The 15,760-nt window shown below is 45.2% G+C and carries 20 protein-coding genes and 1 other annotated feature; all 20 genes read left to right on the top strand.

What is annotated here, in order from left to right:
- Window positions 1-194 precede the first annotated feature (194 nt).
- The 20 genes from MHB64_RS24580 to MHB64_RS24485 all read left to right on the top strand — a co-directional run bounded on the left by MHB64_RS24580 (window position 195) and on the right by MHB64_RS24485 (window position 15,721).
- The gene (locus tag MHB64_RS24580; protein WP_042191180.1) at window positions 195-440 is read left to right on the top strand and encodes a DUF4321 domain-containing protein; all 246 of its coding nucleotides are present in this window, start codon (window positions 195-197) and stop codon (window positions 438-440) included.
- A gap of 34 nt (window positions 441-474) precedes the next feature.
- A complete protein-coding gene (locus tag MHB64_RS24575) occupies window positions 475-1,071 on the top strand; it encodes a Maf family protein (protein ID WP_094873218.1) in 597 nt (198 codons plus the stop codon).
- A gap of 24 nt (window positions 1,072-1,095) precedes the next feature.
- On the top strand, window positions 1,096-1,785 hold the full coding sequence (gene radC, locus MHB64_RS24570; protein WP_042191176.1) for a RadC family protein: 690 nt from the start codon (window positions 1,096-1,098) through the stop codon (window positions 1,783-1,785).
- Between the two features lie 39 nt (window positions 1,786-1,824).
- Complete coding sequence (locus tag MHB64_RS24565; protein ID WP_042130579.1) at window positions 1,825-2,859, top strand: rod shape-determining protein; 1,035 nt, start codon at window positions 1,825-1,827, stop codon at window positions 2,857-2,859.
- 62 nt (window positions 2,860-2,921) lie between these two features.
- Window positions 2,922-3,800 carry a rod shape-determining protein MreC gene (gene mreC, locus MHB64_RS24560; protein WP_094873216.1) on the top strand — a complete coding sequence of 293 codons (879 nt, stop codon included), beginning with the start codon at window positions 2,922-2,924 and terminating at the stop codon, window positions 3,798-3,800.
- On the top strand, window positions 3,800-4,330 hold the full coding sequence (mreD, locus tag MHB64_RS24555; RefSeq protein WP_094873215.1) for a rod shape-determining protein MreD: 531 nt from the start codon (window positions 3,800-3,802) through the stop codon (window positions 4,328-4,330). The genes mreC and mreD overlap by 1 nt, the downstream gene beginning before the upstream one ends.
- Window positions 4,331-4,410: 80 nt before the next feature.
- Complete coding sequence (minC, locus tag MHB64_RS24550) at window positions 4,411-5,070, top strand: septum site-determining protein MinC (protein WP_094873214.1); 660 nt, start codon at window positions 4,411-4,413, stop codon at window positions 5,068-5,070.
- A gap of 5 nt (window positions 5,071-5,075) precedes the next feature.
- Window positions 5,076-5,870, top strand: coding sequence for a septum site-determining protein MinD (gene minD, locus MHB64_RS24545; RefSeq protein ID WP_042130573.1), 795 nt, complete (start codon window positions 5,076-5,078; stop codon window positions 5,868-5,870).
- A 176-nt stretch (window positions 5,871-6,046) separates the two neighbouring features.
- Window positions 6,047-6,910: a M23 family metallopeptidase gene (locus MHB64_RS24540; protein WP_094873213.1), complete on the top strand. Its 864-nt coding sequence runs from the start codon at window positions 6,047-6,049 to the stop codon at window positions 6,908-6,910.
- Entirely contained in the window at window positions 6,903-7,745 is an 843-nt protein-coding gene (locus MHB64_RS24535) for a M50 family metallopeptidase (protein ID WP_094873212.1), read from the top strand. Before MHB64_RS24540 ends, MHB64_RS24535 begins: the two co-directional genes overlap by 8 nt.
- A 58-nt stretch (window positions 7,746-7,803) precedes the next feature.
- Window positions 7,804-9,045, top strand: a complete 1,242-nt coding sequence (locus MHB64_RS24530) for an Rne/Rng family ribonuclease (protein ID WP_341136121.1) — start codon at window positions 7,804-7,806, stop codon at window positions 9,043-9,045.
- Window positions 9,026-9,175, top strand: a complete 150-nt coding sequence (locus tag MHB64_RS24525) for a hypothetical protein (protein ID WP_341135549.1) — start codon at window positions 9,026-9,028, stop codon at window positions 9,173-9,175. Before MHB64_RS24530 ends, MHB64_RS24525 begins: the two co-directional genes overlap by 20 nt.
- Window positions 9,108-9,193, top strand: a sequence feature (ribosomal protein L21 leader region). It overlaps the preceding gene by 68 nt.
- 14 nt (window positions 9,194-9,207) lie before the next feature.
- Window positions 9,208-9,519 (top strand): 50S ribosomal protein L21, encoded by a 312-nt coding sequence (gene rplU, locus MHB64_RS24520; protein WP_042130566.1) that lies wholly within the window; start codon window positions 9,208-9,210, stop codon window positions 9,517-9,519.
- A gap of 13 nt (window positions 9,520-9,532) precedes the next feature.
- Window positions 9,533-9,868, top strand: a complete 336-nt coding sequence (locus MHB64_RS24515; RefSeq protein ID WP_042130565.1) for a ribosomal-processing cysteine protease Prp — start codon at window positions 9,533-9,535, stop codon at window positions 9,866-9,868.
- 17 nt (window positions 9,869-9,885) lie between these two features.
- Complete coding sequence (rpmA, locus tag MHB64_RS24510) at window positions 9,886-10,197, top strand: 50S ribosomal protein L27 (protein WP_042130564.1); 312 nt, start codon at window positions 9,886-9,888, stop codon at window positions 10,195-10,197.
- 282 nt (window positions 10,198-10,479) lie between these two features.
- On the top strand, window positions 10,480-11,220 hold the full coding sequence (locus MHB64_RS24505) for a Spo0B domain-containing protein (RefSeq protein ID WP_341135548.1): 741 nt from the start codon (window positions 10,480-10,482) through the stop codon (window positions 11,218-11,220).
- Between the two features lie 15 nt (window positions 11,221-11,235).
- Complete coding sequence (gene obgE / locus MHB64_RS24500) at window positions 11,236-12,546, top strand: GTPase ObgE (RefSeq protein ID WP_094878108.1); 1,311 nt, start codon at window positions 11,236-11,238, stop codon at window positions 12,544-12,546.
- 312 nt (window positions 12,547-12,858) lie between these two features.
- Entirely contained in the window at window positions 12,859-14,178 is a 1,320-nt protein-coding gene (locus MHB64_RS24495; protein WP_341135547.1) for an SPFH domain-containing protein, read from the top strand.
- Window positions 14,179-14,189: 11 nt separating this feature from the next.
- Window positions 14,190-14,936 (top strand): hypothetical protein, encoded by a 747-nt coding sequence (locus MHB64_RS24490; RefSeq protein WP_341135546.1) that lies wholly within the window; start codon window positions 14,190-14,192, stop codon window positions 14,934-14,936.
- 14 nt (window positions 14,937-14,950) lie between these two features.
- Window positions 14,951-15,721 (top strand): hypothetical protein, encoded by a 771-nt coding sequence (locus MHB64_RS24485; RefSeq protein WP_341135545.1) that lies wholly within the window; start codon window positions 14,951-14,953, stop codon window positions 15,719-15,721.
- Window positions 15,722-15,760 lie beyond the last annotated feature (39 nt).

Genomic DNA, 15,760 nt, shown 5'->3' with positions numbered 1-15,760 from the left:
ACTTTCAAGACAGCAAGCCTCCAGATGTGGGGGCTTGCTGTTTTGGTGCGCCAATGGATACGGAGGATGGTATCGCTCCGCAACTTTTAGTGCAAATGGTGGTAAACATTACCGTAAGGGATTTTACGTTTGTATTGATCACAATTTCACCGTATAATAATTAGGGTGTCAAAAAATGGCGAGGGAAGACTGAGATGAAGAAGAAAAATGTAGGAACACTGCTGTTATTTCTAATTCTAGGCTGGCTTGCTGGAGCCTGGATCGCCAAGCTGCTGCAGCCGGTAAAGGCTCTTTCTTTTCTAACAACATCGACTGTGCTTAAGTGGTCTCCGCGAGCCGATTTGGACATCATAACCTATGACATCACTATTCATTTGAAATTGTGCATGCTAAGTCTCGTTGGTATTATTACAGCTGTATGGCTGTACCGAAGACTGTAACTCTCGTTACTGATCAAGAAGGGACGTTTACAACGTGGACAACTCACAACACATTATTTTAGCCTCAGGTTCACCGCGTCGACGAGAGCTTTTGTCATTACTGGGCTTGCCTTTTGAGGTCATTACCAGCGAAGCTGACGAAAGCACACCACCGGACTTTACGCCGGAGCAAATTGTGCGCAGTTTGGCTCTGCGAAAAGCAGAGGCCGTAGTGGCTGCAGCAGGAGCGCGTAACACAGTAATCGTTGGTAGTGATACGATTGTTGTACTAGATGACACTGTACTAGGCAAACCGGTGGACGAGCTGGATAGTAAATCGATGCTTACCAGACTTCAGGGCCGGAATCATAAGGTATACACGGGTGTAGCCTGCATTGGACTTCCGCATGGAAAGACTATAGTGGAGCACCGTGTTACTTCCGTAACGATGAGAGCAATGACTGAGGATGAAATTATTGCTTATATAGCTACGGGAGAGCCCGCTGATAAGGCTGGCTCTTATGCGATACAAGGGCTTGGCTCCACCTTGGTGGAACGAATTGAAGGCTGTTATTTTAATGTTGTCGGATTGCCGCTGTCGCTTCTTGGCGAAATGCTGTCCGAGTTCGGTATAACTGTATTGAACCGGTAGGAAGCTTGGGAAAGAGGGATAGGGATGGAGTCGCAATCAGTAATGCTGCGGGACCTCCCCCATGAAGAACGACCAAGAGAGCGCATGATGCATTATGGGGCGGAATCATTAAGTCAAGCGGAGTTGTTAGCCATTCTGCTGCGTACGGGAACACGCCGTGAATCGGCTATTCATATTGCACAGCAGATGCTGGGGAAAATCGGTGGCCTGCGTGGGCTAGTTGACCTTAGCATCGAAGAACTGACCGAAATCAAAGGTATCGGCCCTGCCAAGGCCGTGCAACTAAAAGCAGGCATCGAACTTGGGAGGCGCCTCGCAAACTCCAGGTTTAACATGCCGGTCATTATCCGTTGTCCTGAGGACGCTGCGGAGATTCTGACCGAGCAATTGCGTTATTTGCAGAAGGAGCATTTTGTCTGCTTATTTCTGAATACGAAGAATCACGTAATTGGACAAGAAACGTTGTCTATGGGCAGTCTTAATGCTTCGATTGTTCATCCTCGTGAGGTATTCCGAGCAGCAATAAAATGTAGTAGTGCCTCTATCATATGCGCACATAATCATCCTAGTGGTGATCCAACGCCAAGTCCGGAGGATATCTCCTTGACCTCAAGACTGCTTCAGGCAGGCGAGATTGTCGGGATTGACGTGTTAGATCATCTAATTATCGGTGATAGCAGCTTTGTGAGCTTGAAAGAAAAAGGACATATGTAATATAAATGTGAAGATTTACTTAGGAAAAGGAGAATTAGCATGTTGGGTAGTTTTACGAAAGATTTAGGAATTGACTTGGGGACAGCGAATACGCTTGTCTATGTACGCGGTAAGGGGATCGTTGTAAGAGAGCCTTCCGTTGTAGCCATTAACACTGACACTAAGACGATTGAAGCCGTGGGTGAATCCGCTAAGAAGATGATTGGTCGTACACCGGGAAACATCCGTGCGATCCGTCCGATGAAGGATGGCGTTATCGCTGATTTTGACACCACGGCTACGATGATAAAATATTTTATTCGTCAAGCACAGAAACAACGTTCTATGTTCCAACGTCACCCTAATGTAATGGTCTGCGTACCATCCGGCATTACTGCTGTAGAGCAACGTGCCGTAGAAGATGCTACTAGACAAGCTGGTGCTCGCGAAGCTTACATTATCGAGGAACCTTTTGCTGCAGCAATTGGTGCAGATCTACCGGTATGGGAGCCAACAGGAAGTATGGTTGTTGATATCGGCGGAGGTACCACTGAAGTTGCTGTAATTTCACTCGGCGGTATTGTTACTAGTCGTTCCGTACGTGTTGCGGGTGATGAAGCGGATGAGTCCATCATTCAGTACATCAAACGTCAGTACAATCTGATGATTGGTGAACGTACTTCGGAACAGCTTAAAATGGATGTAGGTTCTGCATTGCCACTTGAGAAAGCTGAGACTATGGAAATTCGCGGACGCGATCTCGTTACAGGTCTGCCAAAGACGCTTACAATTACTTCTGATGAGATCTGTGAAGCATTGTCCGATACAGTGAATTCTATTATTGAAGCTGTTAAAGTAACCTTGGAAAAATGTCCGCCGGAGCTCGCAGCAGATATTATGGATCGCGGGATTGTCTTGACAGGTGGAGGAGCCTTGCTTCGTAACCTGGATAAACTGCTTGCGCGTGAAACTGGAATGCCGGTTATTGTCGCTGAGAACCCTCTGGATTGTGTAGCTATTGGAACAGGAAAGGCGCTTGAAAATATTCATTTGTTCAAGAGTCGCAGCAGTTCCAGTCTTCGCTCTAAGAGATAAGCCTATGTATTGCCACTTGTGTACGTCAACCCCTGTTATGGGAGAAATACTGTTGTTAGAGGGTGTTGAAACTGTTTAAACTCTTAAGCAATAAACGTCTGTTTATTCTGTTGATTACACTGGTGCTGTTCATTGTGGTGATGGGCTTCAGCTTGGCATCAAGGAGTTCCTTGTCCTGGCCGGAGAATTTTCTTAGAGATACTACTGGTTTCGTGCAAAAAATGTTCTACAAGCCCGCTGGATATGTAGCGGGCTTGTTTGAAGATATCGGAAATCTGAAGGATCTTTCTAAGGAAAATGAGCAGCTGAAGATTCTAGCCGCCCAATATGCACGTGATAAAGCGCAATACAATTTCATTCAGGTAGAAAATGAGCAATTGAAGGAACAGTTGAAGTTCACAAAAGCTCAGGAGGAATTGTATAAATATCAATACCATATTGCGCAGGTGGTTAGCCAGACTACAGAACCTAGTAATAGTACGATTGTAATCGATTTAGGCGCCAAAGATGGCGTGAGACCAAATATGTCTGTGATTTCGGTGGATGGTTTGGTGGGTGTGATTAGTCAAGTCAGCAATTTCACCTCTACGGTGAAGCTGATGACCATGATGGATACGAATGACCCTAATTCTCAGCCGCCAATTGCGGCAACCGCTATTACCAAAGAGGGCAAAACCTTTGGTATGATTGAAAGCTATGATCCGAAGACAAACAAGTTATTGATGAACAAGATCCCGCCAGGTGATCCTATCGCGCCGAAGGACGTTATCGTTTCTTCCGGTATTGGGGGATTGTATCCACGGGGGTTGACCATCGGTACGGTTGAAAGTGTTGAGGTTGGTGAATTTGGATTAACCTCCACAGCAGTGATTAAGCCTTCAGCAGAATTTCAAGACTGGAAGCAGCTGATTGTTGTTTTTACGGAGGAGCGTGCTGAATAGTGAATATGCGCAGATCTGTTCTTGTTCTGTTATTGTTCCTCTTGTTTATTCTGGAGGGAACCATTCTGCCTTGGCTGATTCCAGATGTTTGGCAGATGCGAATTATTCCGAATCTAGTGTTCGTTGTACTATTGTTCGTGGCTGTATATCATCATCGTCATACAGCGCTTATACTGGGTCTAACTTTCGGAATATTACATGATGTGGTTTTCTATGGCAGAATTCTAGGAGCACATTCTTTTGCGATGGGTCTGTCGGCTTATTTAATCGGCCTTCTGTTTCAGATTCCGCGTGCTCCACTGCCTCTTATGATGACTGTGATTCTGCTCGGAAGCTTGCTAGAGGATAGTGTGTTATTTGGTATTTATAGTGTATTCAATCTAAATCAGGAGCCCTATAGCTGGGCGATTTTGAATCATATGCTGCCAACGATGCTCTTTCATTTTGCTATTGCTCTGATCCTCTACATACCGTTACGACGCCAGCTTGAGCTGATCAAGAAAGAGAAGAGTACGGAAGAAGCGGCATAAAGAAGCTTCTATTTTCTTTCTTTATAAAGCAGGAATTTAAGGGGCCCGGCACGAATGAATGAGGATAGGGGGCCAGGCATATGACAGTAAAATCCAAGCATGTAAGGATTAAGGGCATCAAGGATGGCCTGATATTCCTGCTAGACGACAAGTGTCCCTTCGAAGATCTTCTGAGCGAGCTTCGCTATAAGCTGGAGCACAGCCATCAAAATATTTTGACTGGACCGATTGTCCATGTAGATATTAAGCTGGGCAATCGTCCCGTAACTGAGGAAGATAAGGAAGCTGTGCTGGAGATTCTGAAGGGACAGGGAAATCTACTGATTCGTTCCATAGAGGCGCTTCCAGTGCCCGGCAGTGAGGATAATGACGCGTTGTTTCTAATGAGCGGGATTCTTCGTTCCGGCCAGGTGCTGCACCATGATGGAAATCTTTTATATCTGGGGGATGTGAACCCAGGAGGAACCATTACCTGTTCAGGCGATATCTATATTCTAGGATCACTTAGAGGTATGGCGCATGCTGGAGTAGATGGAAATGAAGAGGCGATTATTGCTGCTTCATTAATGTCTCCAACACAACTGCGAATTGCTGATATTATCAGTCGTCCTCCCGATGAGTGGGAAACCCGAGAAAGCAGTATGGAGTTTGCATATTTAATGAACGGAGCTATGCAAATCGATAAAATTCATAATTTAGTCAAAGTACGTCAGGATTTAAATGTGTTTAAAGGGGTGTAGCCTCCATGGGAGAAGCGATAGTCGTAACCTCGGGCAAAGGCGGAGTTGGCAAAACAACCACAACAGCCAATATTGGAACCGCACTTGCACTGCAGGGTAAAAAAGTATGTCTCGTCGATACCGACATTGGACTGCGTAATCTGGATGTAGTAATGGGGCTTGAGAATCGTATTATTTATGATCTTGTGGATGTAGCGGAGGGGCGTTGTCGCCTAAATCAAGCACTCGTTAAAGACAAACGCTTTGATGAGTTGTATATGTTGCCCGCAGCTCAAACGAAGGATAAAACGTCCGTCACTCCTGAACAAGTAAAAGATATTATTCTGGAACTGAAGAAGGAATATGAATATATTTTGATTGATTGTCCAGCAGGGATTGAACATGGCTTCCGCAATGCGATTGCCGGTGCGGATAAAGCGATCGTGGTTACCACACCAGAGCATGCTGCTGTGCGGGATGCCGATCGTATTATCGGACTGCTTGAACAGTCGCATGTGGAATCGCCAAAGCTGGTGGTAAATCGTATTCGCCCAGGTCTTGTAAAGTCTGGGGATATGCTTGATATTGAGGATATTTTACAGGTGCTGAATATTGATCTTATCGGAATTGTTCCAGACGATGAACTGGTCATTAAAGCCGCAAATAGTGGAGAGCCTACAGTTATGAATCCCGATTCGTCAGCAGCTATTGCCTACCGCAATATTGCACGTCGAATTTTAGGTGATGCTGTGCCGCTAATGCAGCTTGATCGGAAACCGGGAGCATTTAAGAAATTTAAGAAATTTTTCGGTATGGCTTAATTTTGCACCAAGCAATCTTACTATAGAAGCATTAACGATCCCACCACTAGAGAAATCTATGGGTGGGATTTATTTTTTATTGGCAATTAAGTGCTCTACCCTGGGTGGGCTTGTTCTAAAGAGACTTCCGTGCTTCATAAAATGGAAGTAAAACAAGCCCGTCCGGAGGGATAGATATGGATCTCAAATCAGATATCAAGAATCGCCGCAAGGAGCGTATTCGTAGTTTGCTGGAGGAAATCCCGGATATAGAAACCGCGGAGGTGCCTCCGTTACTCGTTATGCCTGAAAAGAGTACGAGCTTCAAGGAGTGGGGTACGGGATTTAAGCGGAATGAGGAGCAATCATCTATAGAGCCTGATCCAGAAGTGATGTGGAAAGAGAGACGTGGGGGCTGGGAGGAACCAGGAGGAGGAGGTTCTAAATTTTCTTCCGGTTTTATTCGAAGGGTTATAGCCAGTGTGCTTGTGTTTGGAGCGGTGTGGGGAGTTTTTGCAGTTCACCAGCCATGGTCCTATAAAGTCCAAGCCTTTATTAGTGATAATTTGAGTAATGATATGGATTTCACAGCAGTGCGGGTCTGGTATGAGGACAATTTTAATGGTGCACCGGCGTTCATACCGATATTTGGTGACAAAGACGAACCTGCTCAAAAGGCAGCAGCCCAACATGAGCTTAGTGCTCCGGTAGCTGGAAGCATTGTGGAGCCATTTGCTTCCACGCTAAAAGGTGTAGAAATTATGCCTCAAATCGATTCAACCTCAAATGTGACGGTGAAGAGTATAGACATGGGACGTGTTCTTTCTATCTCCAAAGAATTGAATGGTGGCATACGGATTGCGGTTCAACATTCTGGAGGAATAACAGCAGAATACGGACATTTAAATGGCACTAAACTGGAGATTGATGACTGGATTCAGAGTGGAGATGAACTCGGGTGGATGCTGGAGAAAGAGGGCTCCTCAGCTCCAACGCTATTTTTTGCAGTGATGAAAGACAAGACTTATATTGATCCTACAGAAGTGGTATCGTTTGATTAGGATCTTAGGGATCGATCTGTCACTACATCCATTGTTCGTAATCATTATGTTGTTTTCTGTACTCACAGGACAATTTCTGGAGCTCATTACTTTATTTACGATCGTCCTCATTCATGAAATAGGACATGTGGTGGCTGCCCTTTTAGTTGGCGTTACAGTTAAATCGGTTCAGCTTCTTCCGTTTGGCGGAGTTGCGGTGATTGAGGATCATGGGCGGCTCACCGCTAGTCGTGAGATTGGCATTGCACTTGCCGGTCCGCTGCAAAATGGAATCATGATTGTTATGGCTCTTGGGCTTCAGCAAGCAGGTTATGGTAATCAGGAATTTTTAATCTATTTCATTAATGCCAATGCCATTATTGCGCTCTTTAATCTTTTGCCTGTTCTGCCACTTGACGGAGGCAAAGTACTTCAGGCTACAGTTAGTTTATTTCTTCCTTATTATTATACTTTGCTATGGAGCGGGCGAGTGAGCGTTGCTGCAAGCATTTTTGTGATTGTTTATGCGCTATTGCCTCTTGGAACGGGCGGAGGCTTGAGGCTGAATATGGTTATGATCGGTGCTTTTTTACTGTATTCAAATCTCACGGATCATCGGAATTTACCGTACCGATTCGTTGCATTTTTGATGAATAGGGAGGCAGTTTATGAGTATCATTTGCGGACAGGAAGTGTGGCTCGTCCAATTGTTGCTTTATCTGCGAAACCTTTAGATGCTATATTGCGTCTATTTAAACGTAATCAATATCATTTTATCTACGTATTAAACGGCGAAGGAAATGTTGTTGCTGTTGTGCCGGAACAGCGCTTAATATCTACCTACTTCGGAATGTAGTGTAATTATGCAGAACGTTAGAAGGGATGAATGAATGAACGAAACCAGAGGTGAAGCCATGAAACAGATGATCGTTCACTGCACGCAGCACATTACCCGAATGGCTCTTCTGGAGAACGGAAGGCTTGTGGAGTACGCGGCTGAACGCGATCAGCAGCAAGGGCTGGTCGGAAGTTATTATAAAGGCCGTGTGATTAACGTACTTCCAGGTATGCAGGCTGCTTTTGTTGACATTGGACAGAAGAAGAATGCTTTTTTATATGTTGATGATGTATTGCACCCTCATTTGGATAGACAGCCGGATGTGAAGCCTTCTATAGAGACGCTTTTGCAGCCGGGTCAGGATATTGTTGTACAAGTAAGAAAAGAGCCTAGTGGAGGCAAAGGTGCGCGTGTAACGACCCATTATACATTGCCCGGTCGCTGGATGGTGTACATGCCTTTTGCCGATTATGTTGGGGTATCCAAAAAAATAAGCCGCGATGCAGAACGTAGCCGGCTCAAAGGAATTGGTGAACGTCTGAGAATGAAAGAAGAGGGGGTTATTATGCGGACCGTCTCTCAGGATGAGCCGCATGAAGCAGTGGAAGGTGATCTTTCATTTTTACGTGCGCAATGGGATAACATTACACGTCGGGCACAAACTGCAGAAGCCCCAGCTCTATTGCATCGTGATCTTAGTATTGTTCAGCGCTTTATAAGAGATGCTTTTAATCCACAGCGTGATCAGTTGATTATAGATTCTCCAGTTGCAGTTAAGGAAGCCAAGGCATTTCTGGATGACATGGCGCCGGATGGGTACAAGCCTGTGAGTTTATATAATGCACCGGAGTCCATTTTTACAGCTTATGGGGTGCAGGAACAGCTGCACAAGAGCTTCAGCCGCAAGATCACGCTGGAGGGCGGAGCGACAATGATCTGGGATGAGACGGAGGCGCTCACCGTTATTGACGTAAACACCGCGCAATATATTGGAGGAGCATCGCTTGAAGAGACGGTGACGAATACGAATTTGCTTGCAGCAGAGGAAATAGGTCGTCTGATCCGTTTACGAGATACGGGCGGAATTATTATCGTTGATTTTATTGATATGGAAGAAGAAATACACCGTAAAATGGTTACCGAGCGGCTGGAGAAAGTGATCTGCAAGGATCGAACCAAAACCCATATTCTCGGTTGGACAAGACTTGGACTCCTCGAGATGACCCGGAAGAAGGCAAGACATGATTCAGCCAGCTTCGCACCTATCCTTTGTCAGTGCTGCGGAGGGACTGGGAAAGTTGGAGAATGGATGGAATGAGTTGACGATGGGCGAGAAGTATGATAATATCTACAAGTATGTGTTTGATTCATTCGGTCCTGCACATGCTGTAACCGCTCCGATCGGGTACATAAGTGCAGTTCCCACGGGAATCTGCCACCTAGACTAGGCGAGTCTGAGACATGAGGAGGTGCAAGTAAAATGTATGCAATTATCGAAACTGGCGGTAAACAATACAAAGTCCAAGAGGGCGATGTTTTGTTCATTGAGAAGTTGGAAGCTGAAGACGGCGCAAGTGTAACTTTTGACCGTGTATTGGCTGTTTCTAACGAAGGTGGTCTGACTGCAGGAACTCCGCTCGTAAGCGGCGCGTCTGTAACAGCTAAAGTCGAGAAACATGGTAAAGGCGCTAAGGTTGTAGTTTACAAATACAAACCTAAGAAGAACTACCACAAGAAACAAGGCCATCGTCAACCGTACACGAAAGTAACTATCGAGAAGATTCAAGCGTAAGAAGGTGCGTGGAATGATTAACGTACGGATTACACGATCTTCGGATCTAGGAACTATCGTTGGCTTTGAGGTAAAAGGGCACGCGGGTTATGCCAAGCGTGGCGAAGATATCGTATGTGCCGGAGTTTCGGCCGTAACGGTTGGAACCGTCAATTCGATTGAGACTTTGACCGGAATCTCCATGGATACGTCCATGAAGAACGGATTCCTAAGTGGAACATTAAGTTCCATTGATGATTTCGATACTTCCGCGAAGGTGCAATTGCTGCTTGAATCCATGGTCGTGATGCTAAATGATATCGCAGAATCATACGGAAAGTATCTTCAAATAGAGCAAGTGAATATTTAAAGAAGGAGGTTGACAACATGTTGAAATTGAATCTTCAATTGTTCGCATCGAAAAAAGGTGTAGGTTCCACAAAAAACGGACGGGATTCCCATTCCAAACGTCTTGGCGTGAAACGTGCTGACGGTCAAGCAGTAACCGGCGGTAACATCTTGGTTCGTCAACGCGGAACAAAAATTCACCCAGGCACTAACGTAGGCATCGGTAAAGATGATACGTTGTTCGCATTGGTGGATGGCGTAGTGAAGTTCGAACGTTGGGGCCGCGATCGCAAAAAAGTGAGCGTATACCCAGTTGATGTCGCTCCGGTAGCAGCGGCACTGGAAGCGTAAGCTTACGGAACCATATTTGCATGTAGAAGCCTCCGGCATGAGTGCCGGAGGCTTTTTTGTAGAATATTCAGAAGTGTTTGTGGATACCTCTTTGAGCACTTTAGAAATGTATACCTTCAGAGTTTTAAGAAAGCATAAACATCCTTAGACATATGTGAAATCTCACGGTTATCTCTGGTGAACTACAGGGAACTGCTGTGTTATACTAGGAAATGGTAATTGATGAGGATAATAATCTAAACGAAGTCATGAATTTTGCGAACTGAGGGACGGGGAGAAAGAATGAAATCCTGGAAAAGTGCAATCTGGGCAGTCATGTTATCCGTAATGCTTCCTTTAGGACTCGTGTATTGGCATACCTCCCTTTTGACGTGTCTGTTGCTTGGAATTTGGGTAGCAGCAACAGTTGCTTTCAGTTTGATTTGGAATCAGCGTCATTGGGAACGGGAACTGCGTATACAAGAGAACACTCTGCAACAGGCGGCGATTCGGACACTGAATCATCATCGTCATGATTGGATGAATGATTTGCAGATTCTTTACGGATATATTCAGCTTGGAAAGACTGATAAATCCGTGGAGTGTGTGGAAAGAATAAAGGAACGCATAGCGCTTGATAGTCGTATCGCTAAGCTGGGCATTCCTTCATTGGTCTTCTATATCCAATCTTTCCGAACTTACCGGACTAGTCTGGAACTGGAAGTTCAAGTGGAGGAAGGATTGCAACTGGAGGAGAAGCTAAACCGGGAAGCAGGAGATGAGCTGACTTCAGTGATCATGCAGACCGTACGAGCTTATCAATATAACGGACTGGCTCCTCAGGGTGAAACGCGCAAGCTGCGTCTTGGCTTTATTCAGGATGGAGGAGACATTCTTATCTCCTTCGAAGGTGAGGGAGAGCATGGCAATCCCGAGCAGCTCAAAGGGCAAATTTATAATATAGTACAAGGGAAAATCATGAAAGCGGAGCAGTTTAAGCCCAGCAAGGCTTATGTAGAGCTGCGTTTGCCGCTTGAGATGTGAGGAAGGTGAACATTAATGTTCGTAGATAAAGCTAAGATTTATGTTAAGGGCGGAGACGGCGGGGATGGTATCGTTGCGTTTCGTCGGGAAAAGTATGTACCGGATGGTGGCCCAGCAGGTGGTGACGGTGGCCGTGGTGGCGACGTTATCTTCCGCGTAGATGAGGGCTTGCGCACGCTGATGGATTTCCGTTATCAGCGCCATTTTAAAGCAGACAAAGGGATTAAAGGACGTAACAGAAGTCAGCATGGGGCGAACGCTGATCATATGATCGTGCGGATTCCACCTGGAACCATGTTAATTGACGATGATACTCAAGAGATCATCGCCGATTTGACTCGTCATGGTCAGCAAGTTGTTGTTGCCCGTGGGGGTCGTGGGGGTCGTGGGAATGCTCGTTTTGCAACAGCGGCTAATAAGGCTCCAGAGCTAGCAGAGAACGGCGAAGAGGGTCAAGAGCGGTATATTGTTATGGAACTTAAGGTTATGGCTGATGTGGGACTTGTAGGCTTCCCGAGTGTGGGCAAATCTACGCTACTGTCGGTTGTATCCGCAGCTCAACCAAAGATTGGTGCATACCATTTCACAACGATTACACCGAACTTAGGTGTAGTAGATGTTGGGGATGGACGAAGCTTTGTAATGGCGGATCTGCCAGGATTAATTGAGGGAGCTAGTGAGGGCATAGGGCTTGGTCATGAATTCCTGCGTCACGTTGAACGTACACGGATCATTATTCACGTAGTGGATATGTCTGGTTCAGAGGGGCGTGATCCCTTCGAGGATTGGGTTCTCATTAATGACGAGCTGAAGCAATATAATGCGGCTCTAATTGATCGACCTCAGATCGTGGCTGCGAATAAAATGGATATGCCAGAGTCAGAGGAGAATCTCATCTCTTTCCGAGAACGCGTAGCTGAGCTGCGTCCGGATCTTGAGATTATGCCAATCTCCTCGCTTACCCGTCAGGGTGTTCAGGAACTGTTATATCGTGCAACGGATATTCTTGATAGTATTCCGGTGGCACCGATAGTTGAAGAAGTATCAGGAACAACTGAACGTAAGGTTTATAAGCTAGAAGCGGAAGATGATAACACATTCACCATTACACGTGATAATGAAACATATGTGGTCAACAGCCCTCGTATCGAGAAAATGTTGAAACGTATGCAGCTTAGCACACATGATGCGATTCTAAAGCTCGCCCGGACTTTACGGCATATGGGTGTAGATGCAGAGCTTCGTAAACGTGGAGCTGTAGAGGGGACTATTGTCCGTATTGGTGAGTTCGAATTCGAGTTCGTAGAGAATAGTAGTTACTATTAATATTTAGCTGATTACAAAGCGCGATTTGTGTTCTCCTGTAAAGGAAGACACAAATCGCGCTTTTTTTTAAATATAAGAAAGTATAAGTTTCACACAATACTATATGTTTTATATTTCTCGCTTAAACGCTTATCGTCCTTATAAGGACGTCAAAGATGTTTATACTTGTTTCCATATTGAGCATATTTTTTTCATGAAAAGAACCCAAAACACGATATATATCGTATACAATAAATATCGAAATACACAATTTCCCATCCGGGAACGCATACGTTATTCATATATCATAGATGATGAAAGAGGGAATAGCAGATGGCAATTATAGAAGTGGTGAAGTACGACGGTCCTCCGGGGATTTTCGCATGGAAATATCCTAACCAAGAGCTAGGGACGTGGACTCAGCTAATCGTTAATGAATCTCAGGAAGCGATCCTATTCAAGGGCGGACAAGTGCTTGATTCCTTTACGGCAGGGCGGCACACCCTGAGCACCGCCAATATTCCTATTTTATCTAATATCGTCAACCTTCCTTTCGGTGGGAAGTCGCCGTTCACAGCAGAAGTATGGTATGTGAACAAGACCAATTCGATGAATGTTAAATGGGGAACCAGCGCACCTTTACAACTCCAGGATCCTAAATACAAAATAATGATTTCTGTTCGTTCCTTCGGACAGTTTGGTGTAAAGGTTGATAATCCGCGCAAATTTTTGTTGCAGCTTGTTGGAACGCTTCCTCAGTTTGATCACGATACGCTCGTAAATTATTTCCGCGGCTTGCTTATGTCGAATATAAATGAACTGATCTCATCCTACCTTGTACATAAGCAAATCAGTATATTGGAGATTAATGCCTATGTTGCAGAGATCTCAAAGCATATCCAGGGGCGGCTAGCATCAACTTTTCTGGATAATGGACTTGAGCTGAATAATTTCTATATTGATTCCATTAATATTCCTGATGATGATCCGGCAACGATTCGACTAAAGGAAGCTTTAGCTAAAAAAGCAGAAATGGATATTATCGGCTTCAACTATCAGCAGGAGCGTGGCTTTAACACGATGGAAAAAGCAGCGGGTAATCCTGGTAATCTTGGAGTAGGCATGATGAACACCGGGATGGGGCTTGGACTTGGTATGGGGTTCGCTGGACCGGCTGTGGATATGGTGAATCGTATGACCCGAGGGATGAGTTTTGATTCAGGGACTACAGTGGTGCGCCAAGAGCGCTCCTGTTCGAAGTGTGGGGTTATGAATTCTGTTGAAGGAAGGTTCTGCAGTGGCTGTGGGCATGCTCTGGAGAGCATTCAGCAAAGCGCATCGTCCGGAAACAAGATCAATTGTTTGGAATGTGGACATGAATTGAAAGCAGGAGCCAAGTTCTGTCCTGGTTGTGGCAATCCTTATCGTGCTTGTCCAACCTGCGGAGCAGATAATCCTGAGGGTACATCTTCCTGTGTGTCTTGTGGAAAAGAAATGCCTAAAGCCTGTGGTAAATGTGGAGAAATGGTATCACCAGGGGTGAAATTCTGCCCTCACTGTGGAGATAGCTTGGTTATTAAATGCGGAGGTTGTGGGCATGAGCTGAATCCTGGACAAAAATTTTGTGCAGAGTGTGGAACAAAAGCAGGCTGAAGGAGGACGTTATGAACAAGGGCAAAAGCTATATTCGTATCATCACCATTATTTATGTGGCTGCTATAATACTGACGGTATTCTCCTTTATAGGGTTAGGCTTCTCTGAATCACTGTTTCGATTCGTGACTTCGCTAGTTGCTGTTCTGCTGGCGGAGAGTGTGGTGTATGGCTATTGTATTTTTTGGCTCCGTACTGCAGGTAGTGTGCAGCGGACCTCACCCGTTCTTCTCAGCGGTGCATTCATCACGGGGATTTATGCGGCTGGAGTATTCGCATCGGCTATTGTCTTCGATTGGCTACTGGAGCTGTCTCCTCTGTGGTATGCTGCCGTTCAACTGCTGATTCTTTTAATGGGTGGAATCACGCTGGCTGTGATCGGGATTTATGGATGGAATGCCGGAAGTGAAGAACAGCAAAGGCAGAGGTCTTTGCAAGCTTTTCGGCAGCATCAGAGTGAAATAAACGAGATCAGTGCGCTGGCAAGCAGCTGGAAGAATCCCGAAACTGAACAGCTTATAAAAGTGCTCAATAATTTACGGGATCAATTCAAATTCAGTGATCCTATATCAGATCCATCTTTGTATGCTACTGAGGACATCATGAATCAGCAGATCGCCCTGTTGCATGATCATGTGAAGCTTCTGCTTATGACAAATGAGCCACATGAGAACTGGCAAGCTGAAATTAACGAAATGGCCGACAGTATTAAGGCTACACTTGAACGGCGAAATCGGGAATTAGCAGCCCTTAAATAGGAGGAAATAACTACATGAACAGATTGAACATACAAGAGCCGTCACCGGGCCCAGCGGGGAGTACAGCGGTTCCTCTAATTAAATTAGATCGGACTGGGTTTGATTATCTCATTCTTGCGGCAGCTTATCTATTCACGCCCATTGGACTCGTTCTTGCATTGTTACGTTTGATGCTAACTCATTATAAAAATCATCGGAGACCAACTAATCTAAATCTGATCATGCATGTATTTATCGGAGGATTTGTTGAGCTCTCTATTGCAATGTTTGTGGATACCATGAGTGGAAACACTGGAACTTCCGAATTGTTAACGATCCAGATTTTCCTTGCAGTCATATTTTTGATTCCGGCACTTATTCTTGCGAATGTGACAGCAAAAGCTAAACATACGCTTTCTAAGCTTAACACTTCTTATATAGAGCTGATTCTGATTAAAAATATCCGATATGTCGGCAGTATATCTGAACGGATAGGTCAAAGCGAAAGCGATGTACGGAGAGATGTCCAGTATCTCAAGAATAAAGGATTACTGGATATTGATATTGTACTTTCCGAGGGGCGCCAGACGCCAGATCCGTCCATGGCAGCACCTAATCTTGTACATTCTGGAAGGACATCAGGCTTCGGAGCCCAAGCTTCGGGTCAGCAGATTCATTCTCAGCCGCAGTCCTCACCGCTGCTGCCTAAGTCCATCCGTTGTCCGGGCTGCGGAGCACAGAATACGGTTCAGCCTAGTCAGTCAAAGAGCTGTGATTATTGTGGAACAATGATATCGTACAGTTAATGCCAAGGTTCTCCCTGAGCATTGTAGATATAACTTAAC

This window comes from Paenibacillus sp. FSL K6-2859 (assembly GCF_038008265.1).
GTDB lineage: Bacteria > Bacillota > Bacilli > Paenibacillales > Paenibacillaceae > Paenibacillus_AQ > Paenibacillus_AQ nitricinens.
Note: the sequence above shows the minus strand (reverse complement) of the source record. Positions and strands in the feature narration are given on the sequence as shown.

Excerpts from the sequence above, each read along its gene's own strand:
- MHB64_RS24580 (WP_042191180.1), top strand. The coding sequence starts at position 195 with ATGAAGAAGAAAAATGTAGGAACACTGCTGTTATTTCTAATTCTAGGC.
- radC (WP_042191176.1), top strand. The coding sequence starts at position 1,096 with ATGGAGTCGCAATCAGTAATGCTGCGGGACCTCCCCCATGAAGAACGA.
- MHB64_RS24565 (WP_042130579.1), top strand. The coding sequence starts at position 1,825 with ATGTTGGGTAGTTTTACGAAAGATTTAGGAATTGACTTGGGGACAGCG.
- minC (WP_094873214.1), top strand. The coding sequence starts at position 4,411 with ATGACAGTAAAATCCAAGCATGTAAGGATTAAGGGCATCAAGGATGGC.
- minD (WP_042130573.1), top strand. The coding sequence starts at position 5,076 with ATGGGAGAAGCGATAGTCGTAACCTCGGGCAAAGGCGGAGTTGGCAAA.
- MHB64_RS24540 (WP_094873213.1), top strand. The coding sequence starts at position 6,047 with ATGGATCTCAAATCAGATATCAAGAATCGCCGCAAGGAGCGTATTCGT.
- MHB64_RS24530 (WP_341136121.1), top strand. The coding sequence starts at position 7,804 with ATGAAACAGATGATCGTTCACTGCACGCAGCACATTACCCGAATGGCT.
- rplU (WP_042130566.1), top strand. The coding sequence starts at position 9,208 with ATGTATGCAATTATCGAAACTGGCGGTAAACAATACAAAGTCCAAGAG.
- MHB64_RS24515 (WP_042130565.1), top strand. The coding sequence starts at position 9,533 with ATGATTAACGTACGGATTACACGATCTTCGGATCTAGGAACTATCGTT.
- rpmA (WP_042130564.1), top strand. The coding sequence starts at position 9,886 with ATGTTGAAATTGAATCTTCAATTGTTCGCATCGAAAAAAGGTGTAGGT.
- MHB64_RS24505 (WP_341135548.1), top strand. The coding sequence starts at position 10,480 with ATGAAATCCTGGAAAAGTGCAATCTGGGCAGTCATGTTATCCGTAATG.
- obgE (WP_094878108.1), top strand. The coding sequence starts at position 11,236 with ATGTTCGTAGATAAAGCTAAGATTTATGTTAAGGGCGGAGACGGCGGG.
- MHB64_RS24495 (WP_341135547.1), top strand. The coding sequence starts at position 12,859 with ATGGCAATTATAGAAGTGGTGAAGTACGACGGTCCTCCGGGGATTTTC.
- MHB64_RS24490 (WP_341135546.1), top strand. The coding sequence starts at position 14,190 with ATGAACAAGGGCAAAAGCTATATTCGTATCATCACCATTATTTATGTG.
- MHB64_RS24485 (WP_341135545.1), top strand. The coding sequence starts at position 14,951 with ATGAACAGATTGAACATACAAGAGCCGTCACCGGGCCCAGCGGGGAGT.